General features: G+C 66.5%; 13 protein-coding genes. 4 read left to right on the plus strand and 9 right to left on the minus strand.

Features of this window, described 5'->3' with window-relative positions:
* The first annotated feature begins 37 nt into the window (after positions 1-37).
* Entirely contained in the window at positions 38-328 is a 291-nt protein-coding gene (locus D5S18_RS35340) for a CopG family transcriptional regulator (RefSeq protein WP_203236754.1), read from the plus strand.
* Here the strand turns inward: D5S18_RS35340 and D5S18_RS15455 are convergent.
* From D5S18_RS15455 to D5S18_RS15480, 6 genes are all read right to left on the minus strand, one after another.
* Complete coding sequence (locus D5S18_RS15455) at positions 287-1,879, minus strand: dipeptide ABC transporter ATP-binding protein (RefSeq protein ID WP_120041540.1); 1,593 nt, start codon at positions 1,877-1,879, stop codon at positions 287-289. The genes D5S18_RS35340 and D5S18_RS15455 overlap by 42 nt on opposite strands.
* A gap of 9 nt (positions 1,880-1,888) precedes the next feature.
* Positions 1,889-2,758 (minus strand): ABC transporter permease, encoded by an 870-nt coding sequence (locus tag D5S18_RS15460; RefSeq protein ID WP_120041542.1) that lies wholly within the window; start codon positions 2,756-2,758, stop codon positions 1,889-1,891.
* The gene (locus tag D5S18_RS15465) at positions 2,755-3,711 is read right to left on the minus strand and encodes an ABC transporter permease (RefSeq protein WP_120041545.1); all 957 of its coding nucleotides are present in this window, start codon (positions 3,709-3,711) and stop codon (positions 2,755-2,757) included. The genes D5S18_RS15460 and D5S18_RS15465 overlap by 4 nt, the downstream gene beginning before the upstream one ends.
* Before the next feature lie 6 nt (positions 3,712-3,717).
* A complete protein-coding gene (locus D5S18_RS15470) occupies positions 3,718-5,337 on the minus strand; it encodes an ABC transporter substrate-binding protein (RefSeq protein ID WP_239003788.1) in 1,620 nt (539 codons plus the stop codon).
* 18 nt (positions 5,338-5,355) lie between these two features.
* Positions 5,356-6,981: an ABC transporter substrate-binding protein gene (locus tag D5S18_RS15475; RefSeq protein ID WP_120041549.1), complete on the minus strand. Its 1,626-nt coding sequence runs from the start codon at positions 6,979-6,981 to the stop codon at positions 5,356-5,358.
* A 169-nt stretch (positions 6,982-7,150) separates the two neighbouring features.
* Positions 7,151-8,932, minus strand: coding sequence for a gamma-glutamyltransferase family protein (locus D5S18_RS15480; RefSeq protein ID WP_120041551.1), 1,782 nt, complete (start codon positions 8,930-8,932; stop codon positions 7,151-7,153).
* Between the two features lie 71 nt (positions 8,933-9,003).
* Between D5S18_RS15480 and D5S18_RS15485 the strand changes: the two genes are divergently transcribed.
* Positions 9,004-9,909, plus strand: a complete 906-nt coding sequence (locus D5S18_RS15485) for a LysR family transcriptional regulator (protein ID WP_120041553.1) — start codon at positions 9,004-9,006, stop codon at positions 9,907-9,909.
* Between the two features lies 1 nt (position 9,910).
* Here D5S18_RS15485 and D5S18_RS15490 read toward each other — a convergent pair whose 3' ends face one another.
* A complete protein-coding gene (locus tag D5S18_RS15490; RefSeq protein WP_203236755.1) occupies positions 9,911-11,389 on the minus strand; it encodes an AAA family ATPase in 1,479 nt (492 codons plus the stop codon).
* Between the two features lie 609 nt (positions 11,390-11,998).
* Between D5S18_RS15490 and D5S18_RS15500 the strand changes: the two genes are divergently transcribed.
* Complete coding sequence (locus D5S18_RS15500) at positions 11,999-13,240, plus strand: hypothetical protein (protein WP_158607880.1); 1,242 nt, start codon at positions 11,999-12,001, stop codon at positions 13,238-13,240.
* A 52-nt stretch (positions 13,241-13,292) separates the two neighbouring features.
* Entirely contained in the window at positions 13,293-15,290 is a 1,998-nt protein-coding gene (locus D5S18_RS15505; protein WP_120041561.1) for a tetratricopeptide repeat protein, read from the plus strand.
* 77 nt (positions 15,291-15,367) lie between these two features.
* Here the strand turns inward: D5S18_RS15505 and katG are convergent, their stop codons facing one another.
* On the minus strand, positions 15,368-17,560 hold the full coding sequence (gene katG / locus D5S18_RS15510; protein ID WP_120042171.1) for a catalase/peroxidase HPI: 2,193 nt from the start codon (positions 17,558-17,560) through the stop codon (positions 15,368-15,370).
* A gap of 22 nt (positions 17,561-17,582) precedes the next feature.
* Positions 17,583-17,984, minus strand: a complete 402-nt coding sequence (locus tag D5S18_RS15515; protein ID WP_439651144.1) for a Fur family transcriptional regulator — start codon at positions 17,982-17,984, stop codon at positions 17,583-17,585.
* Positions 17,985-18,009: the final 25 nt, after the last annotated feature.

The raw sequence follows: 18,009 nt of genomic DNA on the forward strand, positions 1-18,009 counted from the left end.
GCTCGCGCACAACGAACGCGTGCGACAACGTACACACATGAGCCTCACGCGAACCACCGTGTACGTCGACTCCGATGACCTCGCCATCATCAAGGACGCGGCTGCCCATGGCGATTTCAATGAGGCCGAAATCATCCGCCTAGGAGTGCATCTAGCGGCTCTTCGTGTGCAGCGACGCAAACAGCCGCTCGAACTGCCCACTTTCTCGAGCGGTGATCCCACCTCCGCCGATCGCGCCGAGGAGTACCTCGCGGCCGACTTCGGCAATGATCCGCATAAGCCGCCGCTATCCGGCGAAGATGCCCGCCCCTGGGATCGCCTCCAGTAGCTGCTGGGTGTACGGGTCGCTGGGTGAGTCCAAAACCTCTGCGGCGGAACCCTGTTCGACTACCCGCCCGTCGCGCATGACCAGCACCTCGTGGGCGAGTACGCGGACGACGGCGAGGTCGTGGGAGATGAACAGGTAGCTGAGGCCGAGTTGTTCCTGGAGGGTGGACAGCAGGGTCAGGACTTGTTCCTGGACCAGGACGTCCAGAGCGGAGACGGGTTCGTCGCAGATGACGAGGCGGGGTTCGATGGCGAGGGCGCGGGCGATGGCGACGCGTTGGCGTTGACCGCCGGAGAGTTCGTTCGGGTAGCGGTGGGCGAGGGTGGCCGACAGCGCGACCTGGTCCAGGAGTTCGGCGACGCGGGCGCGGCGGGCGGCGCGGTCCCCGATGCCGAAGGCGCGCAACGGTTCCGCGATCAAGCGCTCGACGGTCCACATGGGGTCGAGGGAGGCGTAGGGATCCTGGAAGACGGGCTGCATGGCGCGCCGCGCGGCCCGCAGGCGCGCGCCGCGCAGCCCGAGGACCTGCGCGCCGTCGAGGCGAATGGCGCCGGAGGTGGCGGGGAGCAGGCCGAGCACCATGCGCGCGGTCGTCGTCTTGCCGGATCCGGATTCGCCGACGATGGCGGTGGTGCGTCCGCGCCCGATGGTGAACGAGACGTCGTCCACGGCCCGCAGCAGTCCACCCCGGCCGCGGAGCCGATATTCCTTGCTGACCCCGCAGACCTCCAGAATCGGTGCGGCGGACTCGGTTTCGACGGCGCGGCGGGGCGCGGACCTGGCGGGCATGGCGGCCACGAGTCGGCGGGTGTAGTCCTGGCGCGGCTCGGTGAGCACTTCGCGCGCGGGTCCGGATTCCACGACGCGCCCCTCCGACATGACGACCACCCGGTCGGCCCGTTCGGCGGCGAGTCCGAGATCGTGGGTGACCAGCAGCAGCGCCGTACCCAACTCTTCGGTCAATTCCGCGAGATGGTCCAGGATCTGCCGCTGCACGGTCACGTCGAGGGCGGAGGTGGGTTCGTCGGCGATGAGCAGATCGGGGCGGCACGCCAGCCCGATGGCGATGAGCGCGCGCTGGCGCATCCCGCCGGAGAATTCGTGCGGATACTGTTTGGCGCGCCGCGCCGGATCGGGCAGCCCGGCCTGCCCGAGCAGTTCCACGGCCCGTTCCCGCGCCGCCCGCCGTCCGCAAACCTTGTGCGCGACAAGGGTTTCCGCGACCTGCCAACCAACCCTGGACACCGGGTTCAGGTTGGACATGGGATCCTGTGGCACCAAACCGATCTCGCGTCCACGCAACCTGCGCAGCCGCGTCTCATCGGCGCGGGCGAGATCTTCCTCGCGCCACCGGATCGTGCCGCCCGTGACGCGTCCGCTGCCGGGCAGCAGACCCATGATCGCGTGCGCCAGTGTGGATTTCCCGGATCCGGAGGCGCCGACGACGGCGACCCGCTCCCCCGGCGCGACCGTCAGGTCCGCGCCGCGCACGGCCTCGACCGCGCCGAAGGACACCCGCAGATCCTCGATCCGCAGCAGGGTTTCGGTCACGACAGCTCCTCAGCGACTGGTCTTGGGGTCGAGCGCGTCGCGCAGCGCGTCGCCGAAAAGGTTGAAGCCCAGGCAGATCAGCGCGAGCGCGACACCGGGGAAGATGCCGGGCCACGGGGTGCGCAGCAGATACTGCTGGGCGTCGGAGAGCATGATGCCCAGGCTGGGCGCGGGCGGTTTGATACCGAGTCCGAGGAAGGACAGGATGGCCTCGCCGAGGATGGCGATGGGCATGACGACGGTGGCCTGCACGATGATCGGCGCGAGCGCGTTGGGCAGGATGTGCTCGCCGAGCAGCCGCCACGACGGCACCTGCATGGCGCGCGCGGCGATGATGAAATCGGATTCTTTGAGCCGCAGGGTTTCCGCGCGCACCACCCGCATCATCACCGGCACCTGCGCGATACCGAGGGCGAAGGCGGCGTCGGTGAGTCCACCGCCGTTGATGGCGGTGAGCCCCACCGCCATGATGACGAACGGAAACGCCAGCAGCACATCCGACAACCGCGACAGCACCGCGTCCATCCAGCGCCAGTAGCCCGCGACCAGCCCGAGCGGCACCCCGATGAGAACGGCGAACAGCACCGCGAGCGCGCCCACCTCCAGGGAGGCCCTGGTGCCGTAGAGCACCCTGGAGAGAATGTCACGGCCCAAATCGTCGGTGCCGAGCGCGAATCCGACGGTGGCGGGCCGCTGGAAGGGTGCGGTGAAGTGCACCTCGGCGGGCGCGTACGGCGCGAGCAGCGGCGCGAAGACGCCCGCGATGACAACGATGAACAGCAGGACCGCCCCGAGGATTCCCAACGGATTGCGCCACAGCAGCCGCAGCACGCGACGCGTCTGCTCCGGTGTGGCCTGTGCTGGCACGGTGGCGGTCATCGCGCCCTCCCGGATACTCGGACCCGGGGATCGATCACCGTGTAGAGCAGGTCGACCAGCAGGTTGATCACGATGTAGGAGGCGGTGATCACCAGCACGACGGCCTGGATGACCGGGTAGTCGCGGGTGAAGACCGAATCCAGGGTCAGCTTGCCGATACCCGGCAGACTGAAGATGCGCTCGGTGACCACCGCGCCGGCGATGAGCAGTCCGAGTTGCAGTCCGATGACGGTGGTGACCACGATCAGGCTGTTGCGCAACCCGTATCGGAAGATCACCGCACCGCGACCGAGCCCCTTGGCGCGGGCGGTGCGCACGAAATCGGCGGTCAGCGTCTCCACCATCGAGGATCGGGTCTGCCGCTGCACCACCGCCGCGTGCGTGAGTCCGAGGATCACGGCGGGCAGGGTGAGGAAGTAGAGGCCGCGCAGCGGATGTTCCAGTGGTGAAACGTATCCCGAGGCCGGGAACCAGCCCAGAGACACCGACAGGTAGAGCACGCCGAGGATGCCGAGCCAGAAGGTGGGCATCGACAGCGCCAGCAGCGCGAACCCATTGGCGGCCCATTCGGGCCAGCGGCCGCGGAATACCGCCGCGATCACCCCGCCGAGCACACCGACGAGGACCGCGATCAGCATGGCGTAGAGGGCCAACTGCACGGTAACCGGTAAAGTCGCGCCGATCAGGGTCCGGACCGGGGTCCCGGTCCGGATGGATCGCCCGAAGTCGCCGGTGAGCGCGTGTTTGGCGAATTCGAGGTATTGGACGGGTAGGGCGCGGTCCAGGCCGAGTTGTTCGCGCATCGCGTCGACGGCGGCTTGGTCGCCCTGTTCGCCCGCCATCACTCTGGCCGGATCGCCGGGCAGTGCGCGCACGCCCGCGAAGACCACGACCGAGGCGAGCACGAGCGTCAGCGCGGCCTGCCAGAGGCGGTGAAACGCATACCGCAACATAGGCTTTCAGTTCTTTCGATCGGCAACGAAGGCGGCCCGGCCCAGGCGGACGGCGCCGTCGGGAAAGACCTCGATACCGGTCACGCGGGTGGAGTGCACGGTCAGGTTGCGTAGACGATAGGTGTAGATGTACGGGTTGTCGCGGCGAAGGGCTTGCACCGCTTGCTCATAGAGCGCGGCGCGCTGTCCGACATTGCCGGAACGCGCCGCCCAGGCCAGCAGATCGTCCAGGGTTTGGGAGCTGAATCCGCCGTAGTTGCCGTTGGATCCGGTGGCAAAGAAGCGCGTGATATTACCGTCCGGGTCGAGTCGACCGGACCAGCCGAGCATGAGCGCCTCGAAATTGCCGCGCTTCTGCATTTCCAGCAGGGTGGTGTAGTCGACGGGCACGATCTTCACCTCGAAACCGCCCTGCGCGACGCTGGCCTGCAAGGCCTGCGCGTAGTGCAGTTGGTCGGAGTTGTTCATCACGTGCAGGGTGATCGGGTAGGGCAGCGCCACGCCCGCCTCGGTGAGCAGTGCCTTGGCCCGTTCCGGATCGAATTGCGGGCACTGCGAAGTGTTCCGGGTCGCGAAGGGGCTCTGCGGGGCGATCGGCGAGCAGGCGGGTTCGAACCAGTTGTGGAATACGTCGTCCACCAACTGTTTGCGATCCACGCTGAGCGAAAGCGCCAGTCGCACCCGAGGATCCTTGGCCAGCGCCGTCTCGAGCGGTTTGACCGGCTTGCCGACGCCGTCGGCATTGCCCATATTGATGGTGATGCCCTGAAAGCCGAGGGATCCCGATTGCAGCAGATGCAGATCCGACTCCGTGGCGATGGTGTCCACATCCGCCGGGGAGATCTGGTCGGCCACCTGCACCTCGCCCGAGCGGATATGCGCGGCCCTGGTGGTGGGGTCGGCGGTGATCCGGTAGGTGATCGAATCCAGGTAAACGTGCTGGGCGTCGTAGTACTGCGGGTCGCGGATGACGGTGATCGAGACGCCCGGTTGGCGCTCGGCGAACTTGAACGGCCCCACGCAGACCGGATGGTCGCCGAAGTTGTCGCCGTCCTTGGTCAGCACCGCGGGCGACATGATCATGCCCGCGCGGTCGGCCAGTGCGGCGGTGATCGGCGCGAACGGCTGTTTGAACCGGATCACCACATGGGTCGGATCGGCGGCTTCGATACCCGCCACCGCCCCCATCTCGCCGGTCCGCTGGGAGTTCTTGGCGGTGTAGTGCCGCTGCAGGCTGGTCTGCACGGCAGTGGCGTCGAAGGCGGTGCCGTCGGCGAAATGGACACCGGTGCGGACCGGGATGGTCGCGGTGAGTCCGTCGCCGGAGAAGTCCGGCAGGGCCGTGGCCAACTGCGGGACGACGCGGCCCTCCAGGTCCACGTCGTAGAGCTTCTCGCAGATCGTGTTCATCACGTAGCGGGTGTAGAGCGAACTCGATGTCGTGGGGTCGAGGCGGTCGGGCTCATTCGACAGCGCCATGACCAGATCGCCGCCCTGCTGCACAGTTCTGGCGCCCACCGGAGTGCCGTAGTCGTCGATGTGCGGGATGGTCTGCGCGATCTGCTCCGGGGTGGAGCAGCCCGCGAGCACCACCAATACCGACAGTCCGGCCGCTAGTCGAAACACGTACCGCAGCATGGAATTTCAGCCCTTCTCCGCCGCGAACGCAGCTCTGCTCAGCCGTACGACACCATCGGGATACGCCTCGATGCCCAGTACCCGCGTCGAGTGCACGGTGAGCAGGCGCTGCCGGTAGGTGTACAGGTACGGATTGTCCTTCTGGATCACCTGGACGGCCTGTCCGTACAGGTCGGCGCGCTGGGCCAGATCAGTGCCGCGCGCGGCACGCGCGAGCAGATCGTCCAGCGCGGTGGAACTGTAACCGCCGTAGTTGCCGCCGGATCCGGTGGTGAGGAAGCGAGAGATATTGCCGTCCGGGTCGAGTCGACCCGACCAGCCGAGATACAGGGCCTCGAAGGTGCCCCGCTTCTGCACGTCGAGCAGGGCCGAATACTCGACCGGGACGATCTCGAGATCGAATCCGCCTTCGGCGGCGCCGGCTTGCAGCGCCTGCGCGTAGCGGAGATTGTCCTGTTGGGTCGGCACCTGCAGGGCGACCCGATAGGGAATGGATACGCCCGCCTCGGCCAGCAACTGTTTGGACCGCTGCGGATCGTATGCGGGACAGGCGATTCCGGCGGGAGTGGCATACGGGCTCTGCGGCGAGATCGGCGTGCACGCCGGCTCGTACCAACTGTTGAACACGGTATCCGCGAGCTGGCGACGGTCGATGCTCAGCGAGAACGCCTCGCGCACTCGCGCGTCCTTGGCCAGGGGAGTATCGATCGGCTTGGTCGGCTTCCCGACCCCGTCCACATTGCCGATATTGATCGTGATGCCTTGATAGCCAAGGGATGTGGTCTGCAACAGCCGCAGGTGCCGATCCTTGGCGAGCGCGTCCGCGTCCTGGGGCGAGAGCTGATCGGCGACCACCACATCGCCCGAACGCAGATTCGCGGCGCGAATATTGGCGTCGGCGATGATGCGGTAGGTGATGGTGTCGAGATGGACCTTCGCCGCGTCGTAGTAGAGCGGATCGCGCGCGACGACGATGGCGGTCTGCGGGACCCGCTCGACGAATTTGAACGGACCGACACACACCGGGTGGGTGCCGAAATCATCGCCCGACCTGGTCAATTCGGCGGGCGACATGATCATGCCCGCGCGATCGGCCAGCGCCGCCGTGATCGGCGCGAACGGGCGCTTGAACCGGATCACCACATGCGCGGGGTCGGTCGTCTCGATGGCGCTGATCGGCCCCATCTCGCCGGCGCGCTGCGAGGTCTTGGCGCTGAGGTGACGCTGCAGACTCGTCCGCACCGCGGCCGCGTCGAAGGCGGTGCCGTCGGCGAAGCGAATCCCGGTGCGCACCGGGATGGTCACGGTGAGTCCATCGGGCGCGAACTCCGGCAGCGCGGTGGCCAATTGCGGCACCAGGCGGCCCGCCGAATCATTGTCGTAGAGCTTCTCGCAGATCGAGTTCATCACGTAACGGGTGTAGAGCGAACTCGAAGTAGTGGGGTCCAGCCTGTCGGGTTCGGCGGACAGGCCCATCACCAGCTCACCGCCCTCACGCACGGGCGTAGTGACGGGCGAGCCGAAATCGTCTGGATGCGACGCGGATCCGGTGGGATGCTGGATCGGCGCGCACGCGGCCAGACCGACGAGCGCGGCGCACAGCACCGCCATCCGGGTGATGCGGACGAGCATGCGCTACAACATACTTCAGCTCTCGCGGATACTTCGGACTTTCCGACCGGTATTTATTTTTCATCGAATATTTTTCACCGATTCGCCGCCGCGAAATGCGGCCGCCATTGTGGTGGACACGGGAAATGGCGGTCCGTCGGAAACGAACCGCCATTGTCCGAGCCGAGTTTCAGCGACCGACCGCGTAACCCTGCATCCCGCGCGGATTCGCGGCCGCCGACAGCAGACCAGACTCCGGATCACGCGCCACCGCGCACATCCGGCCCTCCGACCACGGCGCACCCACCGTCACCTTGTGACCGCGCCGCTCCAGATCAGCGATGACCGACGCACCGATACGCGATTCCACTACCACCGCACCGGGATTCATGACGCGCGGATAGAACGAGCCGGGAAAACTCTCCTGATGCCAGTTGGGCGCATCGATCGCGCCTTGCAGATCCAGACCACCGCGCACCTTCTCGCGCAATACGACGGCCAGGAAGAAATGCAGACTCCACTGATCCTGCTGATCGCCGCCCGGTGTGCCGAATGCCATGACCGGCACCCCGTCCCGCAGCGCCATCGAAGGGCTGAGCGTGGTGCGCGGCCGCCGACCCGGCCGCAGCGAATTGGGCAGTCCGGACTCCAGCGTGGCCATCTGCAACCGGGTGCCGAGCGGAAAACCCAACTGCGGAACAACGGGATTGGATTGCAGCCAGCCGCCGCTGGGGGTGGCGGCGACCATATTGCCGTGGCGGTCGACCACGTCCACGTGGCAGGTATCGCCGCGCGCCGCGCCGTTGTCGGCCACTGTCGGCTCGCCTGTGCCGAGCGTATTGCCTTCCGGGACCGCGGCATTGGACTTCGCATAGGCGCCCAGGCGCGGCTGCTGCCCGTCCGGGCTGCCCGGCCGCAACTCGTACGAGGCGCGCGGACCGATCTTGGAACGGCGACACACGTTGTACCAGGGGGAAAGCAGAGTCTCGAGCGAGACATCGGTGCCGTCGCCGTACCATGCCTCGCGATCGGCCATGGCGAGCTTCGAACCCTCGATGAGCGCGTGGTAGTACTCGGGACTCGCGTATTCCAGTCGCTCCGGCAGCAGAGCCAACTGCTGCAGGAATACCGGCCCCTGACTCCACAGTCCGGCCTTGGCCACGGTCCAGCCGTTCCAGGTGTAGGTGACCGGATCCTCGTATGTCGCTTCGAATTTCGCGATATCGTCCGCGGTCATCGTGCCGACATTGCGCGCGCCGGAGGTGTCCATGGTCGGCCGCGCCGCGAATTCGGCCAGCGCCTCGGCGATGAAACCCTCACGCCACACCTTGCGGGCCGCCTCGATCTGCGCCTCCCGACCCGCGCCCGCCGCCTCCGCCTCGGCGATCACCCGACGCCAGGTGGCGGCCAGGGTCGGGTTGGTCAGCACCGCGCCGGGAGCGGGAGGTTTGCCCGCGCGCAGGTAGACCGCGGCGGAGGTGGTCCACTCGGACTCGAACAGCTCCTGGACCGCGCCGATGGTATTGCCGATGTTCTCCACGGCGGGATATCCGTTTTCGGCATAGCCGATCGCGTAGGACAGCACCTCCGAGAGCCGCTTGGTGCCGTGGTCGCGCAGCAGCACCATCCAGGCGTCGAACGCGCCCGGCACGGCGGCGGCCAGCGGACCCGTACCCGGCACCAATTCGAGGCCGAGACCGGTGTAGTGCTCGATCGACGCACCCGCGGGCGCAGGACCCTGCCCGCACAGCACCTTCGGCGGCTGACCGGCCGGAGCCAGCAGAATCGGCACCTCACCGCCCGGACCGTTCAGATGCGGTTCGACGACATGCAGCACGAAACCGGCGGCGACCGCCGCGTCGAAGGCATTGCCGTCGGTTTCGAGTACCGCGAGCGCGGCCGCGGAGGCCAGCCAGTGTGTGGAGGACACCATCCCGAAGGTGCCCTGCAGCGTGGGACGTGTGGTGAACACCAGCCGAGTATCGCGTCCGAGGTGTACGCGCGTCCAAGACATGTCCGGCACCAGACCGATAGCCTCACGTTATGGAACGCAGACAGCTCGAGTATTTCGTGGCGATCGTCGAACACGGCGGCTTCACCCACGCCGCTCGCATCCTGCGGGTCGCCCAACCCTCGCTGTCGCGTTCCATCGGCAAACTCGAACGCGAACTCGGAGTTCCGCTGTTCCACCGCGTCGGCCGCAACGCGGTCCTCAGCACCGCAGGTGAACTCATGGCCGACCGGGCTCGCCAGGTTCTGCGGGATATGGATTCGCTGCGGGCCGCCGCCCAAACCATCGGCACCGGCGCGGTCGGCCGCGTCGACGTCGCGGCCACCCCCTCCTCCACCCTCGAACCCGTCACGAGCGCCATCGCCCGACTTCGCGCCGAACATCCCGGCGTGACGGTGAGCACATGGTCGGCGCTGTCGGCGGCCGAAGTCATCGCCACCGTCCTGCGCGGCCGCTGCGAGGCGGGCGTGTGCGGCAACGCCGAGCGGCCCGCGAGTCAGGGGCTGATATCGCACTACCTGCGCGAGGAGGACTTCCTGCTCGTCGCCCCGCCCGGCACCGCCATCGGCGTCGACGGCACCATCACCCCCGAAGATCTGCGCGGCATGAATTTCGTTGTCCCCCAATCGGCCACCGCCGTCCGCGCCCGCTTCGACCGCCTCGCCGCCACCGTGGGCGACCTCCACATCGCCGCCGAAGTAGGCGACCGCAGCGTCGTTCTCCCCATGGTGCTGCGCGGCATCGGCGCGGGCCTCATGCCCGACGGCTGGGAATACCTGGCCCGCCGCGCAGGCGCCGAAATCTACCGCTTCACCCCACCCGAACGCCTACCCCAATGGCTCATCCACCGCACCGGCCCCCTGACCCCCGCCGCCCGAGCCTTCGTCGAAACAACCCTGGAAATCCACACCGAGAAATCGAATCTCCCTGCGGGATAGCTTATTGCGCATACAGTTCATCGAGACCGATCAGCAGCACATCGGACTCTTCGTCGGCACGCCGCTGTAGCGCCGCACTGAATCCGACACCGCCGAAACAAGCCAGGCGGCAGTGCGAAGTGTCCCAACCCGCGCGTGTCAGAAGATCCCGCGCCCTGGAGAGGCGGTCAACGTGGTTACTGCCCATCGTCACACCCCATTTCGCCTCGCCCAGGAGTGAGACGGCACGCTTGTGTCCGCCATCCCCCTGCTGGACGACCGCCACATCGATCTCGATCTGAGTCTTGTTGGCCGGGTCGGGAACGATGCCACCACCGACTGTCCCGAATTCGGCCTCCGGATGCAGCAGTTCGATACCGTCGTCGATCATGAATTCCCGCGCTATCACCTCGAAATGCGGCCCCGCCACCTGTGCGGCGAATCTCTCCTTGGACCTCGCCCACACCCGTCGCGCCTGCCCCCTCTCCAACAGGAGCCAAGCCGGACGCATAACCGCCTCGTAGAACGCGATGAGCGGTTCAGTGATTCGATACACCGACTTGCCCGCCCGGAATATGTCCTCATCACGCATAAGAAGATGACAATCCTCCAATACGTTCAGAGGGTGCGAAATATCCTCCGCCTTGCGTCCGATAGACCCGGCAATGCCGCCGCGTGTGTTACTCCCTCGCGCCACAGCTCCCAAAACGGAGTGATACAGCGCGGTATCGCGTATCTCCGCCTCCTCGGCCAACAGGTAGCGCGCCTCACGGAATAGCGAACTCACCGGCGAAAGCACAGTCCGACAAAGCCAGGGATCGAACTCCGCCAATGATGTCGGGGTATCGCCTGCCAGAAATTGCCCGCGATACGCCGGTGTGCCACCCACCACCGCATGCAACTTCGCCGCCAGCGCGGGCTCCGCCGCCACATCCCAGAACGCGGCGGCATCGCGGTATCCGAACGGCCGCACCACCATCTCGAGCTGGGCACGACCGCGTAGTGGCGCATTGCCTGCCAGGAGCCGACCCATCACAGACATCGCCGATCCACAGAGCAGCAGCCGGATCCCGCTCGGCTCGTTCTGATAGCGATCGATCTCCCGCTGCAACACCGATGTCAACTCGGGTACGGCCCGAGTCAGGTAGGGAAACTCGTCCAGCACGATCAGCCGCGGCCGGTCCGCCTGCTCGCGCGCCCCGAGACCGAACAGATAGGTCACAGCGTGGTTCCAGCTGTCGAAGCGTATCGGGACCTCGGCTCCCAGATACCCTGCGAGCGCGGCCCCGAACTCCATCAGCGAATCGCCACCGGTCGCATCGGAGGCACCGAAGTAGAACCCACCCAACCGTTCGACCAGCGCCTGCAGCAGGTAGGTCTTCCCCATCCGCCGCCGACCGGACACGATCCCCAATCGCGCGGTCCCGACCGGCAGGGTCGCGAAAGACACCAGCGCCTCCCACTCGACATCCCGGTCGAACATGTACTGCGGCTTCTCCACACCGCCCTCCATCCGTTAGGACTACACTCCTTGGAACTGTACTCCTAACGGATGAGTCGGCAGCAGGCTCGGATGACCGGGCGCGCTACGGTAGGGATTCGTTCGTTCACGAGGGAGATCAGGTTTGCCGAGGCCGGAGGATGTGCGGGGGGAGCGGCCGCGGTGGGTGACCGTCGGGTTCGAGAAGCGCGCGTTGGTCGTGGTGCATACGGTTACGGCGTGGAATCGGTTGGCGGATATTCTTTCGGTATTCGATTCCGATCTCCGGGTTCAGTTGGTATTCACTTTTCCGGATGTATCGAAGGTCAGTGGGGATGTCGAGCGGCAGTTGGCCGATTCGGGCGCCCTCACAATCTCTTGGGAGCAGGCGCTTTCCGAGAAGTTCGATGTCGCCATTTCGGTGCATCACAGCGGGAAATTGCAAACGATCGCGGCGCCGCTGGCGGTTTTGTCGCATGGGATCGGATACTCTAAAATCGCGCCGAATCCCGAATCCCGAATCCCGAATCCCGAATCCCGAATCCCGAATCCCGAATCCCGAATCCCGAATCCCGAATCCCGAATCCCGAATCCCGCGAGCGCGCCTACGGATTGGCGCGGGAATGGCTGGTGCGCGAGGGGCGGGTGCCGGATGCGGTGGTGCTCGCCCACGAGAACGAGCGGGCGCGCCTGGCCCGGTCGACGCCGGAGGCACTGCCGAATGCGGTGGTCGTCGGGGATCCCTGCCTCGATCGGATGTGGGTCAGCCGGGATGAGCGGTCGCAGTATCGGGCGGCGCTCGGAGCGGGGCAGGGCAGCAGAGTGGTCACGGTGTCGTCGACCTGGGGTCCCGGCTCGCTGCTGTGGCGTCATCCCGATCTGATCGGACGATTGCTGAGCGAACTGACCGCCGACGATCATGTGGTCGCCGCGGTGGTGCACCCCAATGTCTGGTTCGCCCACAGCCCACTGCAATTGCGCATGTGGTTGGCCGACGCGCTGCGCTGCGGACTGCGCCTCATTCCGCCGACGCGCGGCTGGCAGCAGACCGTACTCGCCGCCGACCTCGTCATCGGCGATCACGGCGCGGTCACCTCGTACGCGGCGGCCCTCGGAGTCCCGACCCTGCTCGCCAGCTTCCCACCCGAAGAGGTGGCCGCCGGTTCCGCTGTCGATCTGCTGGGTCGGATCGCACCGCGCTTGAATCCCGAAAGACCGCTGCCGGAACAGATTTCGGCGGCGCTGCACGATCCTCCCGCGCTGACGGGGATCGCCGACTCGGCCACCTCCAAGCCGAATGAGTGCGCCATCGCCTTGCGCACCGCGATCTACCAACTGATGGATCTGTCCGAACCCGACACTCCCCCGCCGGTATTCCCCTATGCGGCAGCGGATCTGGTTCCGGAGCGCCAACCCGTCCTATCGTGCCGCATCGCCTGCCAATGGACCGATACCACCGCCGTGATCCGCCGCTGGCCTGCCGATATCTCCGCGCGCCATGGACGCGGCGCGCGTATCGAAGACACCTACCTCGCGATCGATCGAAGACATCCGCGACGAGATCTGGGCAGCGTCGCCGATATTGTCGCGGTATCGAATCACGCACTCGCCGAGACCCTCCGGCAGCGACCAGCATGCACCGCGACAGTGGCGGAACTGGATGCACAGCGGATTCACATCCACCACCGCAGCGGCCTGCGCATCGAAGCGCACCTGTCCGAACCGATAGCCGGTCCGCTCGGCAGTGCCGCCGTGGCCGCCGCCGCGCACGACTGGATGGGGCGCTCCGGACACCGATATCTCCCGCCGACCGCGGCCCTGTTCACCGGAACCCAGCGAATACACTTGCGTTTCAAGCAGATAGAAAGCTAGCCGCCTCGGCTACAGTGGTGCGTCGGAGCCGAGGCGTCAGGGGAGGTCACAGGTGGGTGCGAACTGGGTGCCACCGTGGGCCGATCCCTTCCTGGCTCGTGCCGACATCATGGCCGCGATGGCCGACCACGTCCGACGCAGTCGTGATAGCGGGACTCCCGCCCGCATGTACGTGCACGGCTTGGAGGGGTTGGGCGTCTCCTGCCTGGTCACCCAATTCGCCAAATCTCATCGCGATCTCATCGACGGCCCACTCATCTGGCTCAATGGCCGTCGCCCCGATGGCACTGCCGTCCCGCTCGGCGAACTGTTGACCAGAGCGCTGCGCCAATTCGGTATCGAGGCAACCGATCAGGCGGCCACGGAGGCCGAAAAGGCCGATACGTATCGCACGATCTGCGCGGGCAAGCGCTTCATCCTGGTACTGGACGATATGGACACCCAGGGGCAGGTGTTCGGGCTGGTCCCGGACGACGCACCCGGCGCGATCGTGGTCGCCACTTCGGCCCTGCGCAGGCGCGGATTGGAATCCGAGGGTTTCGAACCCTTTTCACCTGAGGCACTGCCACAGGATGCGGCGCTGACCTTATTCCAAGTGGGGTTGGGCAATACCGAGATCGATGCGGCGAGCACCGCCGAACTGGTCGACCTGTGCGGCGGATTCCCGTTGCTCATCAAGGTTTTGGCGGCCCAGATCCGAGGTAGGTCGGCTCGCGCACCGCACCTGCTGCAACGTCTGCGAAAGTCTCGTCTGGCCCTGCTCGAATTCGACAATGCCCAGCGCATGACGCGGTTCCTCGACGCAACCTACGACGATCTCGCCGATGATCAGGCGTGCGCCTATCGGACCCTCGGAATGCTGCCCGCCGCAACCTTTTCCGCCTCCGCGGCTGCCGCCGTGCTGCACTGGGATCTCGACGCCGCCTTCGCCGTCCTGGAAGCTCTGGTGGAGCTCAACCTGCTCACCGTCGACGACGCCGAACGCTACGCCTTCCACCCGGTCATCCGAGATGACGCGCGGTCCCGCGCCGAGGCCGTGCTGGATGCCACCGCCCGCCGCCGTCTCATCGCCGACTGGACCTCGTGGTACCTGCGCGAAACCCTGCCGCGTGGCGCGGCCCTGTCCAACCGCTGGTGGGTGCGACCTGTCACCGACCTCTCGGCGCGATTCGGCGGCGAATACACCAGGCAGGACGCCTCGGCCTGGTTCGAGATCGAATTCGCGAATATCGCCGCCGCCATCCGCGCCGCGCACGGCAATGCCCTGCCCGCGACGGCCTGGCCCCTGTGCGTCGCCTTCTGGAAGTACCTGCACCTGCACGGCCTGCACGACACCTGGATCGAAACCCACACCGACGGCCTGGCTGCCGCGCGCGCCGACCACAGCGACGCCGGAATCATGCAGTTGACCTCCCAACTGGGTGCGGGTTACCTCGCGGTCGGCCGATTCGCCGAAGCCCACTCCTGTTTCACCGAATCGCACACCGCGGCCCTGCGCCTCGGCCATCGACTCGGCGAGCAGAGCGCGCTGGAATGGATCGGGAAAACCCTTGCTCGCCAGGGAGATTCCATCGAGGCCCTGGACTACTTCCGGCGCTCGCAAACCGTCGCCGCCGAAATACCTCAGCCCCAGCGGGATCGGGCACTGGCCCTGCTGTGCCTGCAGCGGTCGCGCACCTATCTCGACCTCGCCGACTTCGATACCGCGCGTACCGAAGCGCGTTCCGCGCAAACCTATTTCGACCGGTTCGACAATGAAACCGACAACCGCGCCAAGGCTCGCTTCGTCATCGCCCGAGCGTTGATCGCGAACGACGATCCGCAGGAAGCGCTGCCGGTCCTGCGCGAAGCGTTGGAGTTGTTCGGCCGCGATCACGCCCGCCGCGAGACCGCGGACACCCACCGGTTGATCGGCCGAACTCTCACCGCGACCGGCCAATACGCCGAGGCAGCCGAGAACTACCGCACAGCACTCGACTACTACACCCTCGTTGGTAATCCCCTCGCCGCTTCGACGGCCGCGGCTCTCGCCGACCTGCCCGATCGGTAGCGGACACCTCTCGATCCGCGCGCCGACCGAGCCACCGCCGGACCCGACAACCAGGTCATCGGGTCCGGCGGCAAGGCTCAGGCCAGGTCGAACCGATCGAGGTTCATCACCTTCGTCCAGGCCGCCACGAAGTCCTCGACGAACTTCGCCTTGGCGTCCTCGGCCGCGTAGACCTCGGCGACAGCCCGCAATTCGGAGTTCGAACCGAAGACCAGATCGACTCGACTTCCGGTCCAACGGAGTTCGCCACTGGCGCGGTCACGCCCCTCGAAGGTCTCGGCCTCCTCGGAGGTCGGTTTCCAGGCGGTGCCCATATCCAGCAGATTGACGAAGAAATCATTGGTCAACGCACCGGGATTGGCGGTGAGCACGCCGAGCGGGGTCTGCTGGAAGTTGGCGCCCAGCACCCGCAGGCCACCGACCAGCACCGTCATCTCGGGTGCACTCAGGGTGAGTAGATTCGCCTTGTCGATCAGCAGGAATTCGGCGGGCAGCCGCTGCCCCTTCCCGACATAGTTGCGGAATCCGTCGGCGGCCGGTTCGAGCACCGCGAAGGATTCGACGTCGGTCTGCTCCTGCGCGGCATCGGTGCGGCCGGGGCTGAACGGGACCTGAATCTCGTGGCCCGCGTTCCGCGCCGCCTGCTCGATCCCGAAACCGCCTGCCAGCACGATCAGGTCGGCGAGCGAGATCTGCTTGCCCGTTTCGGCGAAAGACTGCGCGATCCCCTCGAGTGTGCGCAGCACGGTGGCCAGTGAATCGGGTTCATTGACCTCCCAACCCAATTGGGGTTGCAGGCGGAGTCGACCGCCATTCGCGCCCCCGCGCTTGTCACTGCCCCGGAAGGAGGAGGCCGCCGCCCACGCGGTCGAGACCAGTTGGGAGACAGTCAGACCCGAGGCCAACACACGCGCCTTCAGGTCCGCGATCTCGGCAGGCCCCACCAGCTCGTGCTTGACCGCCGGGACCGGGTCCTGCCAGATCAGCGCCTCGGCAGGCACTTCAGGCCCGAGGTAGCGGGAGATCGGACCCATATCGCGGTGGACCAGCTTGAACCAGGCGCGGGCGAAGGCATCGGCCAGCAGTTCCGGATTCTCGTGGAAGCGACGCGAGATGGGTTCGTAGATCGGGTCCATCCGCAGCGACAGATCGGTCGTGAGCATGACCGGCGGATGCTTCTTGTTCGAATCGAAGGGATCCGGGACCAGATCCGCGGCGGCGGGATCGGTCGGAATCCACTGCCACGCGCCCGCCGGACTCTTCGTCTTCTGCCATTCGTAGCGGAAGAGGATATCGAGGAAACTGTTGTCCCACTGCGTAGGAGTGGGCGTCCAGGTGCCCTCCAGGCCACTGGTGATGGCACTTGGACCCGCACCGGTGCCGAAGGAGTTGTGCCAGCCCAGGCCCTGCTCCTGCAATGGCGCCGCTTCCGGTTCCGGCCCAACATATTTCGGATCTACCGCGCCGTGCGTCTTGCCGAAGGTGTGGCCGCCGACGATCAGCGCCACGGTCTCCTCATCGTTCATCGCCATTCGGGCGAACGTCTCGCGGATATCCACGGCGGCGGTGAGCGGATCCGGATTGCCGTTCGGCCCTTCCGGATTCACGTAGATCAGTCCCATTTGCACTGCGGCCAACGGGTTCTCGAGATTTCGCTGCCCGGTGTAGCGCTCGTCACCGAGCCAGGTGGTCTCCGGACCCCAGTACACGTCGTCATCGGGTTCCCAGGCGTCGATGCGGCCGCCACCGAAACCGAAGGTCTTGAAACCCATCGATTCCAGCGCCACATTGCCCGCCAGGATCATCAGGTCGCCCCAGGAGATACTGCGCCCGTACTTCTGTTTGACCGGCCAGAGCAGGCGGCGGGCCTTGTCCAGGCTGGCATTGTCGGGCCAACTGTTCACCGGCGCGAAACGCTGCTGCGCCGAACCGGCGCCGCCGCGACCGTCGGCGATGCGGTAGGTGCCCGCGCTGTGCCAGGCCATGCGAATGATCAGCGGGCCGTAGTGGCCATAGTCGGCGGGCCACCACTCCTGCGAGGTGGTCAGCGTCGTCACCAGGTCGCGTTTGACGGCCGCCAAGTCCAAGGCGTTGAACGCGGCGGCGTAGTCGAAGTCGCCCAGCGGATTGGTCGCGGGCGGATTCTTCGCCAGGATCCGCAGGTTCAATCGGTTCGGCCACCAGTCCCGGTTGGCCTCACCGCGGGTGGGGTGGGTGGCCCGGACCGGGCAACCGCCAACGGCAGTATCAGTGGTGTCAGACAAGGTAATCCCTCCAGAACGGGTGGATTGGTCAGGTGTCGGATGTATTGCAGGCGGGGCACAGGCCCCAGTAAATGACCTCGGCCTCTTCGACCGAGAAGCCCCTGGTGTCGGACGCGGTGAGGCAGGGGGCCGCCCCGACCGCGCAGTCGACGTCCGCGATGACGCCGCAGGACCGGCACACGAGATGATGATGGTTGTCTCCCACCCGCGTCTCGTAACGCGCCACCGACCCCGACGGTTGGATCCGCCGCAGCAGACCCGCACCCGTCAGCGCGCGCAGCACGTCATAAACAGCCTGATGAGACACGGTATCCAGCGCCGCGCGCACCAGTCCGATAATCGAATCGGTATCGGAATGAGGATGATTGTGCACCGCGGTCAGCACCGCCATCCGCGGCGCGGTGACCCGCAGCGATGCCCCTCGCAACATCCGTTCGAACTCCGCGACCGTGGAC

The sequence above is a fragment of the Nocardia panacis genome (assembly GCF_003598715.1).
Lineage (GTDB): Bacteria > Actinomycetota > Actinomycetes > Mycobacteriales > Mycobacteriaceae > Nocardia > Nocardia panacis.